At 67.4% G+C, this 18,802-nt stretch carries 16 protein-coding genes and 1 riboswitch; of the genes, 5 read left to right on the top strand and 11 right to left on the bottom strand.

The genetic code is table 11. The annotated features are described in order from the left end of the window. Positions 1–4: 4 nt before the first annotated feature. Positions 5–175: a hypothetical protein gene (locus ACFTSF_RS21445; RefSeq protein ID WP_344145738.1), complete on the bottom strand. Its 171-nt coding sequence runs from the start codon at positions 173–175 to the stop codon at positions 5–7. 156 nt (positions 176–331) lie between these two features. On the opposite strand from ACFTSF_RS21445, the gene ACFTSF_RS21440 reads away from it, so the two are divergent. Then, complete coding sequence (locus ACFTSF_RS21440) at positions 332–655, top strand: plasmid stabilization protein (RefSeq protein WP_380155424.1); 324 nt, start codon at positions 332–334, stop codon at positions 653–655. 252 nt (positions 656–907) lie between these two features. Here the strand turns inward: ACFTSF_RS21440 and ACFTSF_RS21435 are convergent, their stop codons facing one another. From ACFTSF_RS21435 to gcvT, 4 genes are all read right to left on the bottom strand, one after another. Next, positions 908–2,833 (bottom strand): heparinase II/III family protein, encoded by a 1,926-nt coding sequence (locus ACFTSF_RS21435; RefSeq protein ID WP_380155423.1) that lies wholly within the window; start codon positions 2,831–2,833, stop codon positions 908–910. Between the two features lie 131 nt (positions 2,834–2,964). Next, entirely contained in the window at positions 2,965–4,236 is a 1,272-nt protein-coding gene (gene glyA / locus ACFTSF_RS21430; protein WP_380155422.1) for a serine hydroxymethyltransferase, read from the bottom strand. A 1-nt stretch (position 4,237) separates the two neighbouring features. Continuing rightward, positions 4,238–4,612 (bottom strand): glycine cleavage system protein GcvH, encoded by a 375-nt coding sequence (gene gcvH / locus ACFTSF_RS21425; protein ID WP_380155420.1) that lies wholly within the window; start codon positions 4,610–4,612, stop codon positions 4,238–4,240. Continuing rightward, a complete protein-coding gene (gene gcvT / locus ACFTSF_RS21420; protein WP_380155419.1) occupies positions 4,612–5,715 on the bottom strand; it encodes a glycine cleavage system aminomethyltransferase GcvT in 1,104 nt (367 codons plus the stop codon). The genes gcvH and gcvT overlap by 1 nt, the downstream gene beginning before the upstream one ends. A gap of 161 nt (positions 5,716–5,876) precedes the next feature. Continuing rightward, a riboswitch (glycine riboswitch) is annotated at positions 5,877–5,971 on the bottom strand. Positions 5,972–6,053: 82 nt separating this feature from the next. On the opposite strand from gcvT, the gene ACFTSF_RS21415 reads away from it, so the two are divergent. Continuing rightward, positions 6,054–7,307 (top strand): hypothetical protein, encoded by a 1,254-nt coding sequence (locus ACFTSF_RS21415; RefSeq protein ID WP_380155418.1) that lies wholly within the window; start codon positions 6,054–6,056, stop codon positions 7,305–7,307. 10 nt (positions 7,308–7,317) lie between these two features. On the opposite strand, the gene ACFTSF_RS21410 is transcribed toward ACFTSF_RS21415, so the two are convergent. The 4 genes from ACFTSF_RS21410 to ACFTSF_RS21395 all read right to left on the bottom strand — a co-directional run bounded on the left by ACFTSF_RS21410 (position 7,318) and on the right by ACFTSF_RS21395 (position 13,607). Beyond that, the gene (locus tag ACFTSF_RS21410) at positions 7,318–11,028 is read right to left on the bottom strand and encodes a S8 family serine peptidase (RefSeq protein WP_380155417.1); all 3,711 of its coding nucleotides are present in this window, start codon (positions 11,026–11,028) and stop codon (positions 7,318–7,320) included. 98 nt (positions 11,029–11,126) lie between these two features. Continuing rightward, entirely contained in the window at positions 11,127–11,342 is a 216-nt protein-coding gene (locus ACFTSF_RS21405; RefSeq protein ID WP_344145715.1) for an MbtH family protein, read from the bottom strand. Between the two features lie 10 nt (positions 11,343–11,352). Then, complete coding sequence (locus ACFTSF_RS21400) at positions 11,353–12,660, bottom strand: lysine N(6)-hydroxylase/L-ornithine N(5)-oxygenase family protein (protein ID WP_380155416.1); 1,308 nt, start codon at positions 12,658–12,660, stop codon at positions 11,353–11,355. A gap of 83 nt (positions 12,661–12,743) precedes the next feature. Next, positions 12,744–13,607: a MurR/RpiR family transcriptional regulator gene (locus ACFTSF_RS21395; RefSeq protein WP_380155414.1), complete on the bottom strand. Its 864-nt coding sequence runs from the start codon at positions 13,605–13,607 to the stop codon at positions 12,744–12,746. A gap of 85 nt (positions 13,608–13,692) precedes the next feature. Here ACFTSF_RS21395 and ACFTSF_RS21390 point away from each other — a divergent pair, with 85 nt between their 5' ends. Genes ACFTSF_RS21390 through ACFTSF_RS21380 form a run of 3 tightly spaced genes read left to right on the top strand, consistent with a single transcriptional unit; the run spans position 13,693 to position 17,097 of the window. Next, a complete protein-coding gene (locus tag ACFTSF_RS21390) occupies positions 13,693–15,750 on the top strand; it encodes a glycoside hydrolase domain-containing protein (RefSeq protein ID WP_380155412.1) in 2,058 nt (685 codons plus the stop codon). A gap of 34 nt (positions 15,751–15,784) precedes the next feature. Continuing rightward, on the top strand, positions 15,785–16,330 hold the full coding sequence (locus ACFTSF_RS21385) for an RNA polymerase sigma factor (RefSeq protein WP_380155411.1): 546 nt from the start codon (positions 15,785–15,787) through the stop codon (positions 16,328–16,330). Further along, positions 16,327–17,097, top strand: a complete 771-nt coding sequence (locus ACFTSF_RS21380; RefSeq protein WP_380155410.1) for a hypothetical protein — start codon at positions 16,327–16,329, stop codon at positions 17,095–17,097. Before ACFTSF_RS21385 ends, ACFTSF_RS21380 begins: the two co-directional genes overlap by 4 nt. On the opposite strand, the gene ACFTSF_RS21375 is transcribed toward ACFTSF_RS21380, so the two are convergent. Together ACFTSF_RS21375 and ACFTSF_RS21370 are read right to left on the bottom strand one after the other, a co-directional pair. Beyond that, entirely contained in the window at positions 17,090–17,563 is a 474-nt protein-coding gene (locus tag ACFTSF_RS21375; protein ID WP_344145697.1) for a nitroreductase family deazaflavin-dependent oxidoreductase, read from the bottom strand. The genes ACFTSF_RS21380 and ACFTSF_RS21375 overlap by 8 nt on opposite strands. A gap of 10 nt (positions 17,564–17,573) precedes the next feature. Further along, complete coding sequence (locus ACFTSF_RS21370; protein ID WP_380155408.1) at positions 17,574–18,797, bottom strand: flavin monoamine oxidase family protein; 1,224 nt, start codon at positions 18,795–18,797, stop codon at positions 17,574–17,576. Positions 18,798–18,802: the final 5 nt, after the last annotated feature.

Here is an 18,802-nt window from a genome sequence, read left to right as displayed (position 1 = left end):
ACAGTCAGTGCACGTTGTCCGATCCGGGGTGGTGCTCGAGTCCGCAGTACCCGCATTTGTGCGGCACTGCGTGGCCGTTGCCCTGGCGGCAGACGTGCGCCTGCCCGCCAACGGCCCACGCGAACCGGCAGATGTCACCCACCTGCTCCACCGATCCACCACCGTCGTGGCTCATCTGTAACACCTCATCCGCTCGCTCGGCCGCCTTCCTTCGAAGGTGAGACGCACCCCGTTCGACTTCATGACGTGAGATCGGGACGGGAAGTTGACGCCGCAAAGTTGTCTTGACGAAGTTTTTGGGTACCGGGCGGCGGCCGAAAGGAGTCGGATCATGCCGGCAGGAGCCAGTCCGAAGCGGGAACGGCAGTACAAACACATCAAGGCGGGGCTCAAGAAGAGCGGTCGCAGCGAGGATGTGGCGGAGGAGATCGCGGCGCGCACGGTGAACAAGGAGCGTGCCCGGTCCGGCGAGTCGAAGGAGTCGAGCCGGAGTTCCACCCATGACATTTCGTCGGCGCGGCGCGGTGGACTGCGGTCACACAAGGGGTCCGGTGGGCGGACGAAGGCGCAGCTCTACAACGAGGCCAAGGACAAGGGCGTCAAGGGCCGTTCGAAAATGAACAAGGCTCAGCTACAACGCGCCGTCGGCCGGTGACCGCGCCACCTGCACGGTGGCGCGGCCTGGGTTGAGTTACTGCTCCTTGCCGGCCATGTCGCCTCCTCAGATCTTGTGCGGATGCGGGCTGGTCGGGTTACTGGTCCTTGCCGGCCATGGTGCCTCCTGAACTCGGGTGCGGACGGAATCAGAAATCGCGGCTACTCATGGCCCCAGTCGATCTGATGAGGATGTGCCACTCAAAGGATTCGACGGTGGTCTCAACCCGGCTTCGGGAGCGACCGAAGCACGTCAGTTCATGCGGGTGAGGCGGCCGTCCGGGGTGATCTTGACGGTGACCTTCTTCGCGCCGATGGAGAGTTCGACGAAGAAGTTGGTGCCGGCGGAGCGGGTGCTGTAGGTGACCTTCTCGCCGTTCGCGGAGGGCGCGATCACGGATAGGATGCGCGCGTTCTGACCGGTCTGGGTGAACTTGACGACCGGCGCGGGCTTCGCGTTGAAGATGTCCGGGAGGTACCAGCCCTGGGCCGGGTTCGACTTCCCCTGCTCGACAGTCGTCGTACCGGTTGGCGCCCCGAACGGGATCTGGAAGAGGTGCGTCTGCATCGTCGTGCCGGTCGCCACCGCGGTGGTCGGCGACTGCACGGTCACGGCCTGACCAGGCGGCAGGTGCCACAGCGTTTCGTACCGCTGGTTGCTCCCCGACTCGCCACGATCCAGCGCGATAACGACATCCGGATCCTTCAGGATGAGGACATCCCGGATACGGCTCACACCCCCGGCCGGGTCGTCGGCCAATTCGTAGTAGTCCGAGTTCGCCGTACTGACTGACCCCACCAGCCGCGTCGGCACCAGCCTGCCCTGGGCGGTCGGGATCGTCATCACGTTGTGCGCGGCCTGGCTCGGTGCCCAGGCCTGCAGGTCACCCTTCTTGTAGCCGTAGTACCCGGGATCGATCAGCACATCCTGGCCGTGCCAGTTGTAGTTGATCGACATGTGGTCGTCGTGCCCGTGGTACTTCTTCGACGGCCCGAAACGGATGCTGTACGCCGACTCCGCGCCGAACGGCCGCTTCTCGCCCCAGCCGGTTCGCCCGAAGATGTAGCCGCCCTTGAAGATCCCAGTACGGCGATCCGGCCGCGGACCCGACTTGCCCTGGGTCGCGACGAACTCCCACGGCGTACCGGGAACGCTCTGGACCTTGTCCCGAGTCGTGTTGCCGATCTGGAACAGCTCGCCGTTCGGCTTGGTGGCGAGCGCCATCCAGTCCGCCAGCAGCTTCCGCCGGGCGTCGATCGCCGGGCCCGGGGACTGCCCGCAGCGCCGCACGACCTCGGCGGCCCGGCCCCACAGTCGATAGTTGAAGCCGGCGTACCCGACGGACTGCTCGTTGGTCGTGCCCTCGGAATCGATGGACTGTACGACGCCCGTGTTGAACCGGTCGATGGCCTTCTTCATCAGGTCCTGACGGCCGAAGGTGCAGCCGACGCCGAACAGCGCGATGCTCTCGTCGGTGCCGTGGTTCCGGCTGCCGCTCCAGTGGTCGATCATGTACCGCGCGTGCGTGAGCAGCGCGTCGTCGAGCCACTTGTACTGCGCCGGCAGCGTCTTGGCGTGCAGCCCGGTGAGCACCGCCTGCCGAGCGCAGATCAGCACGTTGGTCCGATGCATCGTCGACTCAGATGCGCTCGCATCACTCTTCCAAGGGAAGGGATTGTCGCGCACCCAGTCCTGGATGATCGCGAGCGTGTGCGTCCGCGCAGCGGCGTTCCCGGCCTTCATGGAGTCGATCCCATTGCCCAGCCAGCGCAGCGAGTGCAGCCATAGGTGCCAGCTCGGATCCTGGTACGGGTTCGATTCCCACTTGATGTCACCGGACCCGTTACCAGCCTTGTACGGCGGGTTGTTGCCCCACGCAAACGTGTCCTCGAGCACCATCTTCAGCGGGATCTTCTGCTGCAGACCGCTGTAACCAGGACACGTGTAACCCTTGGTCGCCGGTGTGGTTCGAGGCGCGGCCGGGACCGGTGCGGCGACCGGTTGGCTGACCGGGGCAGTCGGCCGCGTGGTGCCGACCGGAGCGATATGTCCTTTCTCACTTGGCATCAACAGGACAATCGCTCCCGTGAACGCGATCCCACAGATCAGCGCACAGACCGCGACCAACGCGACGGTGTTGCCCAGTTTTCGGCGCAGCTCACCCTTGTGTCCGCCCACCCCAGCCACCCCAGCCCCCGGCCGCTCCGGTATTTCCGGTCAGGACCCTATGTAGGCAATAACGCCCGAGCTGGATCGAACCGTTGCATGAAGCACCGAAGCGGAGCCGAGTTTTCGTTACGGCGGGGGAGTCAGAGCTCCGGGTACAGCGGGAACTTCGTTGTGAGTAGTCCGACCCGATCGCGCAGACCTTCGAGCACGGACTCGTCGGCGTGATGCACGAGCGTGGTCGCGATGATGTCCGCGACCTCCGCGAACTCGGCCGGACCGAAACCGCGAGCGGCGAGGGCCGGCGTACCGATGCGCAGCCCGGAGGAGACCATCGGCGGCCGCGGGTCGAACGGTACGGCGTTCCGGTTCACGGTGAGGCCGACCGTGTGCAACCGGTCTTCGGCCTGCTGCCCGTCGAGCTCGGAGTTCCGCAGATCGACTAGCACCAGGTGCACCTGGGTACCGCCGGTGAGCACCGAGATCCCGGCGTCGCGGACGTCATCGGCCGACAATCGCGAGGCGATCGCCTGCGCGCCCTCGAGGGTACGGCGTTGCCGGTCGCGGAACTCGTCGGATGCCGCCAGCTTGAAGCCGACCGCCTTGGCCGCGATCACGTGTTCCAGCGGACCGCCCTGCTGCCCGGGGAAGACCGCAGAGTTGAACTTCTTCGCCAGGTCGGCGCGGTTGGTGAGGATGACACCACCCCGCGGACCGCCGAGGGTCTTGTGGGTCGTCGTGGTGACGACGTCGGCGTGCGGGACCGGGTTCGGGTGCAGCCCCGCGGCAACCAAACCGGCGAAATGCGCCATGTCGACCATCAGATACGCGCCGACCAGATCCGCGATCCGCCGGAACTCGGCGAAGTCGAGGTGCAGCGGGTACGCCGACCAGCCCGCCACGATCAGCTTCGGCCGGTGCTCGAGGGCGAGTCGCTCGACCTCGGCCATGTCGACCACGAAGTCGGTGTCACGGACGTGGTACGCGACGACGTCGTACAGCTTGCCGCTGAAGTTGAGGCGCATGCCGTGGGTGAGGTGACCGCCGTGGGCGAGATCGAGACCGAGGATCGTGTCACCCGGATCGAGCAGCGCGAACATGGCGGCCGCGTTCGCCTGGGCGCCGGAGTGCGGCTGAACGTTGGCGAAGCCGGCACCGAACAGCGCCTTCACCCGGTCGATCGCCAGCTGCTCGACCACATCGACATGCTCGCAGCCGCCGTAATACCGCCGGCCGGGGTAGCCCTCGGCGTACTTGTTGGTGAGGACGGAACCCTGCGCCTCCATCACCGCGAGCGGGGCGAAGTTCTCGCTGGCGATGAGTTCGAGGGTGTCGCGCTGACGCCCGAGCTCGGCCTTCACCGCTGCGTGGATCTCGGGGTCGAACTCGGCCAGACTCTGATCGAGAGTGCTCATCTCACTCACCTCCGATCAGTGCCTCGTAGGCCGCGGCGTCCAGCAGCTTGGTGGGCCCGCTGACCTTGATCCGCAACAGCCAGCCGGCCTGGTACGGATCGGTGTTCAGCAGACTGGGATCGGCGACGACCGCCTCGTTGAGTTCGACGACCTCGCCGTCGACCGGCGCGAACAGGTCGCTCACCGACTTGGTCGACTCGATCTCGCCACAGGCGTCACCGGTCAGGATGGTGCTGCCGACGGCCGGCAAATCGACGTACACGACGTCACCTAGGGCCTCACCTGCGAAGGCGGTGATGCCGACGGTCGCGAGGTCGCCATCCAGAGCGACCCACTCGTGGTCTTCGGTGTAGTTCAGTTCAGAAGGAACAGACATCAGGACTCCTGGCGGCGGTAGAAGGGGAGGGGGACGACGAGTACGTCGTCGTGGGTGCCGCGGATGTCGACCTGCAGGCGGGTGTCCGGCTCCTCGAAGGCGCTGTCGACATAGGCCATGGCAATGGGGTGACCGAGCGTCGGCGACGGCGCGCCGCTCGTCACGGTGCCGATCTCACGGCCGGTGGCCGGATCCAGTACGGCGTACCCGCTGCGCGGTGAGCGGCGGCCGGATGAGGTCAGCCCGACGAGCACCCGCTGGGCGCCCTCGTCGCGACGGCGGGCGAGTGCCTCGCGACCGACGAAGTCCTCTTCCTTGCCGAACGCAACGACCCGCCCGAGCCCAGCCTCGAACGGCGTCAGCTCGCGGCTGAGTTCGTTGCCGTACAACGGCATTCCGGCTTCCAGCCGCAGAGTGTCCCGGCAGGCCAAACCGCACGGCTTCAGCTCGTACGGCGCTCCGACCCGCAGCAGCTCGGCCCAGATCTGCGGAGCCTCGGCCGGGCGGCAGTAGATCTCGAAACCGTCCTCACCGGTGTACCCGGTGCGCGCGAGCAGGATGTTGCTTCCGGCAAGCGTGGTTTCGGTGATCGCGTAGTACTTGAGGTCGTCCAGGTCAGCGTCCGACAGCTCGCCCACGATCTGTCCGGCGACCGGCCCCTGAACCGCGATCAGCGCCCAGTCCTCGGTGGTGTCCCGGAGTTCGGTGGAGAATCCGGCGATCCGCTGCTTGAGCTCGTCGCGGACGACGTCGGTGTTGCTCGCGTTGGCCACGATCAGGAAGTGGTCCTCGGCCAGCCGGTAGACGACCAGGTCGTCGATGATGCCGCCGTCCTCGGCGCACAACATCGAGTACCGCGCCCGGCCGATACCGATCTTCGACGGCCGCCCGACCAGGCTGTGGTCGAGTGCCCGGGCGGCGCAGGCGCCGATCACCTCGAGCTCGCCCATGTGCGACAGGTCGAACAGCCCGGCCGTGGTCCGGACAGCCGTGTGCTCAGCGATATCGGAGGTGTAGCGAACCGGCATGTTCCAGCCGGCGAAATCAGTGAAGGATGCACCGAGCTGCTGATGCTCAGCCTGCAATGGAGTCGCGCGTGTCATGAGTCTGGGAGGCTCCCTCGGTCAGGCACCGCATCTGCGGTGCCACTGCTGGGTGACCTCCCCGCTCTGTCATCTGTACCTGAGAGCTTCACCGCCGGATGGGCGGTTTGCACCGTGGGTGCGGGATCTCCCCGTGGGGACCCCGGCTTTCCAGAGTTCGCCTCATCGGAACGGTCAGTGGGCCTGAGAGATTCTGGGGAGATTTGCTCCTTCGGCGCCGGGTCATGGTGAGCCCGGACTCTCCCGCCCCGATTCGAACGGCGCGATATGCAGTTGAGCCGCCGACTCTAGCAGCAGCTGACCGCTCCGGGACCCGCCGATGTGATTGGCTCGACTCCATGACCGGGAACCAGATCTTCAGCCTGATCCTGATTGTGCTGCTGCTGGCCGGTACGGCGGTCGGCGTGGGGCTGTTCGTTCGGCGGCAGCGGTATGTCAAGTCATTGCGGGATCGCGGCTGGACGTTCGTGGGCAGCCCGGTGTTCGACTCGGTGGCGCGGCTGTCCAATCCGCCGTTCGGGATGGGGTTCACGCGGAACCCGGACGACCAGATCACCGGGCTGACCACCGCCGGGCGGCCGTTTCAGGTGATCGAGTACGGGAGCGAGTACTGGAAGGGCTGGGTCGGCATGGTGACGTTGTCACGCCGACTGCCTGAGCTGTGGATCACGGGTGGGCAGACCGCGCCGCGGTCCGGCGTAGCCGCGACAATGGTGCCGGTGCCGCCGCAGCTGGGTGCGGGCTGGGCGGTTGGCGTGCAGGACCCGGCGTTCGCTACCGAGGTGCTCAGCGGTCAGCTGTGTACTGCCTTGCTCACGCTGGCGAGTGGGCAGCCGGGCGTGAACCTCAGTATCGATGGCGACCAGCTCGTCATCCTCGATCCGCCGCGCAAGGATCCCGAGCTGCTGGCGCCGTGGCTGGACCAGGTGGCCTTGCTCGCGGCAGCCATCGACGCGCTGCCGCTGGACCGCTGGATCCAGCCGCCGAAGGAGCCGCGGCTGAGCTTCTACCAGCACCCGGACTGGTACTGGATCGGCCAGGACGACAGCCTGCTGCACAGCACGCCGGTGACGCAGAGCGGACACGATCACAGCACGAGCGAGGTGATCCGCGGCCGGGACGGCGACGGGCCGCCGTTCGTCGCCTTCACCCACCACTGGAAGACCACCCGCACCGAGAGCTCCACCGACTCCGAGGGCCGGACGACCACGCGCACGGTGACCGAGAACCACAGCGAGCCGATCCTCGGCTTCGAGCTGCCGGTGGGGATGCCCTGGCTGCAGGTCAGCCGACGCGGGTTCGGCTCCGGGATCAGCTTCGAGAGCGAGGCCTTCAACGAGCAGTTCGCGATCCACGCGCGGGACCAGAAGTTCGCGTACGACGTCATTCACCCGCGCCAGATGGAGTTCCTGATGGCGGTCAAACCGGCGTCGTTCCAGGTGGTCGGCAACTGGGCCTGGTTCGAGGCCGGCCGGCACGACCACCAGACGATTGCCCGGTGCTCCTATTTCCTCCGGGACTTCCTGGCCCGGGTCCCGCGCTTCGTGTGGAAGAACCTAGGCCTGCAGGACTCGCCGTACCCGCAGGCCTAGGCCCTGGCTCCTACTTAGTTAGACCATACGCCTTGGTGACTTGTTGCTGAAGGCGCCCACCTGCCGCGTCGGTGACGTCCAGCTTCAGATCGACCGTGCCGCCTGCCCGGGCGGCCGGGTGGTTGACGCTGGCCGTGTACAGCGTGTCCGACTTCTTGGCCAACGGCACCGGCGTCCAGCTGCGGCCGTCGTACGACATCAGCAGCTTCACACTCTTGAACGACGCGGTCGGCGCACCGGTCTGGTGACGCAACGACACGGTGAGCGGCGTCGCCGTACCGACGCGGACCTGGTTCAGGTTGGTTGCCTGCGGCAAGCCGAGGTCGGCGAGGATCAGCAGCATCGTCTCAGCCGCACCAGCCCGGGAGCGGAAGTCCCAGGTGCTGCGGATCTGCGTGGAGTACTTCCACCACGGCTCGCTCCGCTGCACGTCCAGTGCGAGCTGATAGTTGCCGGGGGCATCAGGCACTGGCCCGTTGATCAGCAGCTCCTCCGCCTCGACCAGGACCTTCCCGTCCCGCTTCAGTGACAGCGCGTAGGTGCCGGTGGACAAACCGTCCGGCTCCTCGTACTGCGCCCCACCCGCGACGAACGGCGCAAGCCCGATGACCAGATTCTTGCCGGTCCGCTGCACCCCGATATCGGATGGCCAGGTCGTGGTTGCCGACGGCAACCCCGAGGTCGCCACCGGTCCACCCCAAGCGACCGTACGGCGTTCGCCCGTCCGATAACGGTATGCCGCCGCCCGCCCCCGGCTGCCGGAATCCGCCGAACCGATGTCGACGCGCTGCTCCCATGCGCCCGGCGTCACGTAAGCGGTCCGCTGGAACGGACCGATCGCGAGGGGGAGCGGCCGCAGACCGTGCGCCTCGCCAAGCGGCGTGTATCCGACCTTCGACTCCCACAGCTGCGTGACCTTGCTGTGCGCGGCATACGACTCCGCGATCCGCGCCAGCTGCGCCTTCCGGTACTGGTGCACCGGCCGCAGCGGCACCCGTCCCGGCCAAGCCTTCAGCAGGTCGAACACCTCCGGCGATCCGTTCGTCCCGTCGATGCGCACGACCTTGCCGGTCAACGTCTTGGCGACTTCACGCGAGGTTTGCAGGACCGGGATCCGTAGCGTCCGGTCGCCGAGGAAGAGTTCGTCGACGCCGAACCCCGCGACATTCGGGTCGTAGAACAGCACACCGGCGACCTTGGCCTGCTGCGCTGCGCGGGCGACATCGACCTGCCCCTGCAACCCGTCCAGCGCGACCACCGCCAGCTTGCCCACGGCACGCTTCAGGTCGGCCGCCGTACCGGTCCCCGCATCGACCGCGGTCAGCTGCTTGGTTCCAGCGATGCGCGGCCCATCGGTCAATTCCGCGACCCGCAGTTCCTGAGTCCCGAGCTTCATCCGGTACGGCGGCGTCTCGAGCCTGGTCGCCGCGCTGAACTCCATCTTTCCGACCGTGACACCAGATGTGGGAACTGCACGCAGCTCGATCGGGGTGTCGTCCACCTCGACCTCTTCGAAACCGCTGAGCTTCCCGAACCGGTTCAAGCGGTAATAGGCCATCGAGCTCGCGGCCGGCGCGAGCTGATGCTTTCCGGCGAGCGAAACCCCGACCGGAACCGCCTTGCGCGCATCCAACGTGATCGTGGTCGCCTTGCGAATCCTGACCTCCGGCTGGGCGGCGATCACCAACTTGTCGGCGGTCTTGGCCGTCGCGGGCTGCAGGAACGTGCCGACGATCGAGTAGACGCCGGGCTCGATCCGCATCTTCGCGACCCCGTTGATCATGTCCGGTCCGCCGTTGCCGTCCCAGGTCTCGACGGGTCCGCCGTCGGGCCGGGTGACGAACAGCAGCGAGTCGGCCGGCGTCCCGTCGCCGAGGACGCCCTTCACGGTGACGTCGTACATCTCCGGCTCGAGGAACCACCCGTACGACGTGTAGAGCGGATCACCCTGCGTCGGAGTCGCGACGACGCGCCCGGTGTGCCGGCCGACCTTGCCCAGACCGGGATCGGCCGAGACCGTGACGGACGCCTTGCCCTTGGCCGGTACGACGAGCTTCGTGGTGCTGAGCTTCGCCGCCGCCCCGTTGTCGCCCGCGTCCAGCGGCGCGGTCAGGTTAAGCGTCACGGCGGTCGTGCCGTTGTTCTGGTAGGTGAGCACCTGGCTGAACGGCTTCGGCGCCCGGTGCGGCCAAAGGTAGGTGCCCATCTCCAGCTCGGCGGTGTCGACCGTGACGCCGTTGTCAGTGGCCTGATCGGCATCGACCCGACCGGTGCCGGAATCGTCGAGCGGCTGCTTGAGCAGGGGATCGGCGGTCGAGATCAACCGCGCCTTGATCCGATCGCCCTTCCAGTCACCGTGCTGCTGCGCGAGCAGTGCGGCGGTGCCGACCACGTGGGGCGTGGCCATCGACGTACCGGTCATGGGGGTGTAGTACTTGTCGACTGGCTCGCCTTCGGAACCGGCGGCCAGTGCCGCGACGATGTCGGTGCCCGGAGCGGCGATGTCGGGCTTGCCGGTGTGGTCCGGGTTCGGCCCGAGGCAGGAGCTTTCATTCAGGCTGCCGTCGCGCTCGAGGTTGGCGACAGTCAATGCCTGCTCGGCGGCGCCGGGTGCCTGGATGAGTCCGCGCCGGCCACAGCCGTTGCCGGCCGCGGCGACGAACAGGGTCCCCGATTTCTTGCTCAGGGCATCGAGTGAACGCGCGAGCGCAGAGGTGCCGTCGGTCCCGTCAGCGTGCAGGCTGAGGTTGACGACTTTGGCGCCCTGGGCAACTGCCCACTCCATCCCGGCGATGACCTTCGACTCCGACGACATGCCGTCGTCGCCGATCACCTTGCCGTTGAGCAGCGTGACGTCCGGTGCGACCCCGCGGTACTTGCCCTTCGATGCGGCGCCGGTGCCGCCGATGGTGCCCGCAACGTGGGTGCCGTGCCCGTGGTGGTCGACGATGTTGCCGGAACCGGAGAAGTCCTTGGCCGCCTGCACCTTGCCCTTCAGGTCCGGGTGCGTGGCGTCGATCCCGGTGTCGAGTACGGCGACCTTGATGCCCTTGCCGGTCAGGCCGCGCTTCCACGCGGTGGGTGCGCCGATCTGGGGCACGCTCCAGTCGAGTGCCGGTGCGACCTTCCGATCCAGCGAGACCTTGCGGACCGCCTGGGCCGAACGCTTCTGCAAGCCACTGCCTGCCAGCGACTGCCAGAAGTCCTTGGCCGTCGTACGGCGGACCGACTCGGCGCGTGCTCCGATCGACGTGAGCGCGGTGCCGTCCGCGGTACCCGGCAGCGCGCGTTGCGCCTTGGCAGCGGCCTCGCGCGGCGGGCCGTCGTACTCGACGATGACCGGGATGCGGTCCGACGCCTGGTCGTCGCCGAGTTGGGCGAGCAGGGTGGTGATGTCGAAGAGTTGGCGGTCCACTCGCCCGGAAGCGATCGGTGTGCGCGCTGCGAACGGTACGACGAACGTGTGCCCGTTCGCCCGGGAAACAGTGGCCCCCGCCGAACCACTGCCCGCCGTCGGCAGGAATCGCACCTGCTCCGGCATTCCCGGCCGCACGGTCACGGCAACCCGGTCACCGGTCAGCAACGTCAGGACGCGCTGACTGTCACCGGGCTGTGCGCCGGTCTGCCACCCGGCACCGACCTCAGCGGTCGCCGTCACCCCAGCGGCTGTGGTGAGCAAGGCCGCCCCGGCCAAGGCCACCACCGATCGTGTGAATCGCATGCGCCAACCCCCGAGTCAGTCCAGCGGGCACTCCCGCTTCGCTTGGCTGACGGTCCTCGGGACGATTTGGTTGGTTGTTGCCCGGAAAGGCTGACCCTTCAGGCGGCCGAGTCGTCCTGCGCAATCAGCGACGCCGGGCGAAGATCGGTCCAGTTGGTCTCGATGTAATCGAGGCAGGCCTGGCGGCCGGTCGGGCCGAAGACGTTCCGCCAGCCATCGGGGACGGCGGCGAACTCCGGCCACAGGCTGTGCTGGTTCTCGTCGTTCACGAGAACCAGGAAGCTGCCCTCGGCATCGTCGAACGGGTTGCTCATCTCAACTCCTTCAGACACCGACGGGTTGTGCGACAGCTGGCCGGAGCGGCGCGACCGGCTGCTGCCGGATCGAGTCGAGAATCTCGCCGGCCCGGACGGAGATGTTCGAGAGCAGCGACGACGCCAACCCGTGGCTGTGCTCGGTGCCACCACCCTGGAGATAGATGCCCGCCCGTACGACGGGAGTCGTGACGACGCGGTAGTCGCGGCCGATCCGGACCCGCCCGGCCTGGTCCCGGCGGCACTCGCTGCCCAGGTCACCGAGCAGATCGGTCGGATCGCCCGGCGTGTATCCGGTGCAGAACACGACCAGGTCCGCATCGAGTGGCGTCTTCTGGCCTGTGCTCAGCGACTCGACCGTGAGCGAGACACCGCTCGAGGTGTCGTGCAGGTCGATCACCCGGGAGACGTTGAAGAACCGCAGCCGCTCCTTGCCCACGATGCGCTCGCGATAGCTGCGGCGATACAGGTCCTGGATGACCTCGGTGTCGACGACCGAGTAGTTCGTGTTCGCGTGGTACCCGAGGAGCTGCTGCTTGACGTCCTCCGGCGCCGAGTAGAACTCGTCGACCGCATCCGGGTCGAACACCCGGTTCGCGAACGGGCTGTCGTCGGCCGGGCTGTACCCGAACCGCGAGAACACCGAGCACACCTCGGCCGACGGGAACCGCTCGTGCAGGAACCCGGTGACCTCGGCCGCACTCTGACCCGCACCGACGACGACCACGCGGCGCGGCGCTGCGTCGTCACCGAGCCGCTCAACGCGGTCGAGCAGTTCACGGTTGTGCCAGACCCGGTCCGACGCCGTCACACCGTCAGGCAGCCGCGGCGACAGGCCGGTCCCGAGGATGAGGTTGCGGGTCCGGTACGTCTCGCGGGCGCCGCCGTCGGCCGACGCCGAGGTGACCTCGAACTCGTCCACCACGCCGTCGTTCGTGATCGGGCGCACGGCCTCCACGGTGCGGTCGTAGCGCACGACGTCGTCGACCTGGGCCGCGGCCCACTCGAGGTAGTCGTGGAACTCGACGCGCAGCGGGAACAGCGTCTTGTTGTTGATGAAGTCGATCAGCCGTCCGCTGGAGTGCAGGAAGTTCAGGAAGCTGAACTGGCTGGCCGGGTTGCGCAGGGTGACCAGATCCTTGAGGAACGAGACCTGCATGGTCGCGTCCTCGATCAGCATCCCGCGGTGCCAGCCGAATCGCGGCTGCCGCTCCAGGAACAGCTGCCGCGGGGTCGCCGCGCCGAGTTCACCGGCAGCGATCGCCAAAGCCAGGTTGGATGGGCCGAAACCGACCCCGATCAGTTCGAAGCCTTCCACAGGGTGGATCCTCCTCATTCGCGGTTAGGCGAGGCTAACCTAAGCGAATCGTTGAAGAATAGAGGGGGTCCACGAATTCCAGGTCACACCCGGTGGGTGAAGGCCTCGGCGGTGGCCGCCAGAGTGCGCGCGGTGAGCGCCGGATCGACCTGGGCAACCAGTAGGTAGAGCAGGTCGGCAGTCAGCAGCTGAGCGTGCCGCGCAGCAACCTCATCAGGCTGTACGTCGGAGTGCGGCGAAGCCGCGGTGATGTGCTGATCGGCGATCACCGCCATCGCGGTCTCCGGCGAACTGGTGATCGCGACCGTCCAAGCCCGTCGTCTCGTTGCCTCGGACAACATTCCGAGTGTGTCCTCGGTGTCGCCGTGGTTCGAAATCCCCAGTGCCACACAGTTTTCGTCGAGGAGCGCGGCACTCGGGAGACCGCTGTGCCGGTCGATGTGCGCGTGCGCGTTGACACCCAACCGGGCCAGCCGGGCGGCGAGTTCGCGGCCAACCAGGCCGCTGCCGGCGACGGCGTACACATCGAGTTTTTGGCAGTGGCGGATGCGGGTGGCGAGGCTGGTGAGCGCGGGCAGGTCGTACTGCTGCGCGGTGGTCCGGATGGCGACGAGTTGGGCGTTCAGCAGGGTCGAGAGGACGGTCGATGGTGAGTCGCCGGGCGCGAACGAATCGCCGAAGTCAGTGAGCCACGCGCGGTCGCGATCGCCGCGGCCGACGTCCTGGGCGGCCGCCACCCGCAGCGCCGGATAGCCGGAGAAGCCGAGGAGGCGGCAGAGCCGGGTGACGGTCGCGGCGGAGGTTCCGGCGCGCTCGGCCAGGCCGGTGATGGACAGTTCGAGTGGCGCGGCCGGGTCAGCCTCCAGTACGGCGGCGACGCGGGCCATCGTGGCCGGCATCTGCGCACGGAACGTCAACACCCGGTCCAGAACCCCCGAGGTCTGCATGCTGGTGATAATCCTTGTCAAGCCGGAGTGATTGCCTGAGAGTGATTTTCACCCACGCTGCAGCTCACGGCAAGGACATCTGCTCATGAGACTTCACCGGCTCCTCGTCCCGCTCGTCGTACTCGCCCTGCTGATGACCGCGACTCCCGCGGTCGCCGCGGTTGCGAGGGTGTGGACGGCCGACTCCTGGAAGCGCGTGTTCCAGACCGATCAACGCCCGGCCGGCGCCAGTACGTCGATCAATTGGGACGCAGCGCGCAACGAGGCCGAGTCGTATCAGATCCTCTTGCGGCACACCGCGTCGTTCACGATCACCGGCGTCACCCTCAGCGCGCTGACCGGGTCGGCGGGGACCATCCCGGCGGGGAATCTGGAGTACAAGTTCCAGAACCACCACGCGCCGGAGAAAGGGCAACTGTTCCCGGATCCGCTGGGGAACGAGCGGTCGAAGGCGGTGCCGGCGAACACGACCCAAGGCATCTGGGTGACCGTGAACGTGCCGGCTGGACAGGCCGTCGGTACCTACACCGGCTCGGTGGACATCGCGACGAGCACCGGGGCGATCGCCGTACCGATGCGGCTGACGGTCTATCCGATCGACGTGCCCAATGCGGTGGACAGCAAATACATCTACAGCACCTGGAACGTCTTCTTCAACGAGTACGCCGATACCGACGGCGGCGTGGTCGCCGACGAGATCGTCAAGCGGTACAAGTTCCCGCGGTATTCGGCGCAGTGGTGGAAGCTGATCGAGGACTTCGCCAAGGAGCAGAAGGCGACCCGGCAGAACCAGGTGCACATCTCGATCGATCCGCTGCTGGATGGGCCGACCACGTTGGTGGGGGACACGTACCACTTCGACTGGTCGAAGTTCGATCAGTTCGTCGAGTTGTTCATCCGGCACGGTTCGGTCGCGCGGCTGCGCGGGAACCCGTTACTGAACGCGCTGCACACCGACCAGGTGTGGATCATCGACAACGAGGACGGTGTGAACAAGGTCGCGCTCGCCCCGGTGGACAGCCCGAAGGCGAACCGCTGGCTCGACCAGTACCTGCCTGCTCTCAAAGCTCATCTCGATGCGAAGGGCTGGACGGATATCTGGTACCAGACGATCTCCGACGAACCGAAGGAGGACAAGCTCGCCAACTACAACTGGGCCGTCGGCAAGTACCGGCAGTACTTCGGCGCGGACGCGAAGACGCAGGACGCGGTGATCGGCCTGTTCCCCGAACTCGTCGGCAACCTGTCGGTGTGGATCCCGCTGATCGACAAACTGCAGGAGAACGAGCAGTTCTACCGCGACCGGCAGGCCGCTGGTGACGAGGTGTGGACGTACGTCTGCCTGCAGCCGGATGCCCGGGACGGCTGGCTGAACCGATGGTCGACGTACCCGGCGTACACGGCCAGACAACTTGCCTGGGGCAACTTCAAGTACGGCGCGACCGGCTTCTTCCACTGGGGTTACAACGCGTGGACCTCCGGCCAGTACGGCGAAGTCGAGCCGTATCCGGGCGACGGGTACATCGTCTATCCCGACGTACCGAACGGGACCGTGCGGACGAGTGTGCGCTCGCTGGCGACACGGGACGGAAACGAGGAGTACGAACTGCTCTCGATCCTCAAGCAGCGCGATCCGGCGGCGGCCAAGCGGCTCGCGGACGCGTTGATGCGCGGCTACGACAACTTCACCGACGACACGGATCTGATGGCGAAGACCCGCAAGGAGTTACTCCTGCGCGCAGCCGGTACGGCGTTGCCGCCGCGCGTCGAGGCCGAGAACGGCCGGCTCACCGGGACCGGCCGAGTCGACACCGTCGGCAGCGGCTACACCGGCGGCGGGTACGTCGGTTGGCTCGACCAGGCGAGTGGTAGTTCGGTGACCGTGGACGTGACCGCCGCTCGGCCGGGACCGCAGGTCGTCGAGATCCGCTACAGCAACGGCACCGACACCACGAACACGCTGACGCTGCTTGTGAACGGCGCCGCACCGCGGAAGGTCGAGTTCCTGCCGACCGGTGATTGGAACACCACCTGGTCGTCTGCCTACGTCACGGTCGATCTGGCTGCCGGGGTCAACACCATCACGCTGCGCCACGACGCCGACGACGGATCCGTCGATCCGGATTCGCTCACCCTTTGGTGAGATACACCTTGGGGTGTGGTGGACAAGTAGGGGCATGAGCAAGCAACCGGATGAGCGCGCGGAACGGTTCGTGGCCTTGTACGAGGCGACGTACGCCGATCTCGTGCGGTTCGCGCAGCGGCGGGTGCCCGAGGTCCAGGCCGAGGACACCGTGGCGGAGGCGTTCCTCGCCGCTTGGCGGCGGCTGGACGACGCGCCGGCCCAGCTGCCGGACGCGCGGGCCTGGCTGTTCGGGATCGTCCGCAACACGATCCTGAACAGCCACCGAGGCGCCCGCCGCCAACGAGCGGTCGCAGTCCGACTGGCGGAGATCGTCGAGACCTCGTTGCCGGACGACACCGAACTCGTGGCACGGCAGGTCGATCTCACGCGTGCGTGGGCCCGGCTGTCCGCCGTCCATCAGGAGGCACTTGCTCTGGCGGTGATCGATGACCTCCCGAGCCGCGAGGCGGCCGCGGTGCTCGGCATCACGAGCGTCGCGTACCGGCTGCGGCTGTCCCGGGCGCGCAATGCCCTGCGCGGTCAACTCGATCACCGTCCCACCACGCCAGCACGTGTCACCGAAAGGCAACCGACATGAAGCCCCTCGACGAGTTCGCCGCCCTGAAGACCCTGGATCCCGCCTCAGGTGATCCGGACCCCCACAGCCCCCGCGCTCAGGCGTCGCTGGAGCGCATCGTGGCCACCGACCCGTCGTACGACGTCCCTCCGCATCGGCTCCGTCGCCCGCTGGTTCGGGCCGCGGTCGCCACCGCCGCCATCGCGATCGGAGCAGCCGTCGTCCTGGTCCCTCGGAGTGGCCTGCTGCCGAACGGTGATGCGTACGCCGGTTGGACCGCAGCACCGTCCGGGCTGTCGCCGAAGGAGTACGCCGGAGCCGTCGCCGACTGCCGGTACTCGCTGGAGAGCACGGGGCCCAGCAACAGCGCCCAGGTTGCCATGGCCGAACGGCGGGGCAAGTGGGCGATCGTGGTTCTCAAGGGCCCGCCCAAGTTCCAGGGCTACTGCATGACGAACGTCGTCGACTACGACAAACGCAGTGGCTACGGCGGCTCCGCAGGACCGAACCATCCGCCGGTCGGTCCGCGAGAGCTCGCGGTCCTGCAGTTGGGTGCGGTCGGCGGCAAGCAGGCCGGCTACGTGACCTCAGCGATCGGCTGGGCCGGTTCCGACATCGTCGGGCTGACCTACACCAGCCCGAAGCATGGCGTCGTGAAGGCGACCGTCAAGAACGGCTTCTTCGCGTTCTGGGTGCCCGGTTTCGAGTTCGTGGGCCCGGACCTGGTCCCGGTGCAGGTGCGGTACCGCGACGGCACGACTGCCGCGACCACGATCCAGCTCAGCTGACCCGATCCAGGCGGAAGACTCGGATCTCGCGGTTGGGGGCCCGGGTGGCGTAGGTGTTGTAGGCCGGCCAGTAGGCGGCGACAGCGTCCCACATCTGCTGGCGTTCGTCGCCGGTGAGGAGGCGGGCGTGGACGGGGATGGTGCGGCCGCGGACGGTGGCGCTGGCTTCGGGTTGGGCGATCAGGTTGGCCGACCAGGCGGGGTGGTTCTCGCCACCCCAGTTGGAGCCGATGACGACGAAGGCTCCGTCGCGTTCGACGTACAGGAGTGGGACCTGGCGGAGCTGGCCGCTGCGGCGGCCGGTTGTGGTGAGCAACAGCGTGCGCAGGCCGATCCCCGAACCGATCCCGATGCGGCCGTTCGTACTGCGGAGCAATCGCTCGTCGACGCGGACCAGCGCGCGGCCGATGCCCGCGAAGGCTCTGGTGGTGCCGAGCTTGCCGATCAGCCGCTGCAGTCCGTTCATTGCGCGGAGTCTAGGGGCTGACCGATCGCAGTACTTCCTCGGCCGCCCGGGTACCGGATCGCAGCGCCCCGCTCACCGTGCCAGGCGAGGTCCTGTCGGTCGCCTCACCAGCGAAATAGACCGGCCCGAGAGGCGCAGCCAGTACGTCGCGCAGCTGGGTGCCACCCGGGGCCGCGGACGAGTAACCGCCGCGCGACCAGGGATCGACACCCCAGTCGACCACCTGTGAGTCGACAAGCTCAGCGCCGTTCAGATGCGGCCGCAGTACGTCGAGCACCCGCGCGACCGGCCCCGGCGGCGGGCGCAAGGCGTCGGAGCGCGGGCCGGTGACGAAGGCTGTGAGGACAGGCTCGGTGGGTCGCGGCGGCCACAACACCGGTATGTCGGGATCCGCGAGCAGGTAGGACATCGAGTCCGGCCACCACACTCGGTCGAAATGCAGGATCACCTTCGTCGCGGAGTACATCCGCAACTCCTCGATCGCGTGCTGCTTGGCCGCCGGTAGCTCGGGCGCGAACTCGGTACCGCCGGCCTTCAGCACCCCGAGTGGGATCGTCACGACGACAGCCCGCGCGGTGTAGGCGCGATCCGCTTCGACGGTCACCCCGTCGGCCGAGTGGCGGATGACCTTGACCGGGTTGTTCAGTTCGATAACACAGTCCTGGGCCAGGTAGTCGATCACCTGGTCGAGCCCATCGCGCAGTCTTTGCTGCCCACCGGACTCCTCGGCACCGCCCATCACGGCCGCCATTTCGTGCACGCTGAGGTCGGATGGCGTCGAACAGACATCGTGCGCGATCGCGTCGGCCATCCGCAGCGCCCGCCCATCAACGTTCCGACGAGCCAGCAGTTCGGCGAACGACTCATCCGGCTTCCCCGGCGCCCGCCGTACGGCGAGCATTACCGCAGCCAACTTCGGCACCGCCGGCAACGTCCACGGCAGCAGCCCGCGCATCCGTCCACCGTCGAGCACGCGCCCGCGCCGCATCGTCATCGCCGGTGTTTGCCGAGCCCCAATCTCCTTGGCCAGTTGACCAAGCGGGCTCTCCGCACCCTGCAACAACTCCGCGCCACGTTCCACCGGAAACCGCGTGAACCCCCGATCGGTGTGCACCCGCCCACCGATCCGCCACCGTGCCTCCAGCACCAGCACCTCGAGTCCTGCCGTACCCAATCGCCGTGCCGCCGCCAACCCCGCCGCCCCGGCTCCCACCACAATCACATCGGCATCCACAACAT

It is taken from the genome of Kribbella sp. NPDC056951 (genome assembly GCF_042674205.1).
GTDB lineage: Bacteria > Actinomycetota > Actinomycetes > Propionibacteriales > Kribbellaceae > Kribbella > Kribbella yunnanensis.
This window is presented reverse-complemented; position numbering and strand designations above follow the sequence as displayed.

Bases quoted from the DNA above. Each gene is read 5' to 3' on its own strand.
- ACFTSF_RS21375 (WP_344145697.1), bottom strand. From the start codon at position 17,563: ATGAACGGACTGCAGCGGCTGATCGGCAAGCTCGGCACCACCAGAGCC.
- gcvH (WP_380155420.1), bottom strand. From the start codon at position 4,612: ATGTCTGTTCCTTCTGAACTGAACTACACCGAAGACCACGAGTGGGTC.
- ACFTSF_RS21405 (WP_344145715.1), bottom strand. From the start codon at position 11,342: ATGAGCAACCCGTTCGACGATGCCGAGGGCAGCTTCCTGGTTCTCGTG.
- ACFTSF_RS21380 (WP_380155410.1), top strand. From the start codon at position 16,327: ATGAAGCCCCTCGACGAGTTCGCCGCCCTGAAGACCCTGGATCCCGCC.
- ACFTSF_RS21415 (WP_380155418.1), top strand. From the start codon at position 6,054: ATGACCGGGAACCAGATCTTCAGCCTGATCCTGATTGTGCTGCTGCTG.
- ACFTSF_RS21385 (WP_380155411.1), top strand. From the start codon at position 15,785: ATGAGCAAGCAACCGGATGAGCGCGCGGAACGGTTCGTGGCCTTGTAC.
- glyA (WP_380155422.1), bottom strand. From the start codon at position 4,236: ATGAGCACTCTCGATCAGAGTCTGGCCGAGTTCGACCCCGAGATCCAC.
- ACFTSF_RS21410 (WP_380155417.1), bottom strand. From the start codon at position 11,028: ATGCGATTCACACGATCGGTGGTGGCCTTGGCCGGGGCGGCCTTGCTC.
- ACFTSF_RS21390 (WP_380155412.1), top strand. From the start codon at position 13,693: ATGAGACTTCACCGGCTCCTCGTCCCGCTCGTCGTACTCGCCCTGCTG.
- ACFTSF_RS21440 (WP_380155424.1), top strand. From the start codon at position 332: ATGCCGGCAGGAGCCAGTCCGAAGCGGGAACGGCAGTACAAACACATC.
- ACFTSF_RS21445 (WP_344145738.1), bottom strand. From the start codon at position 175: ATGAGCCACGACGGTGGTGGATCGGTGGAGCAGGTGGGTGACATCTGC.
- gcvT (WP_380155419.1), bottom strand. From the start codon at position 5,715: ATGACACGCGCGACTCCATTGCAGGCTGAGCATCAGCAGCTCGGTGCA.
- ACFTSF_RS21395 (WP_380155414.1), bottom strand. From the start codon at position 13,607: ATGCAGACCTCGGGGGTTCTGGACCGGGTGTTGACGTTCCGTGCGCAG.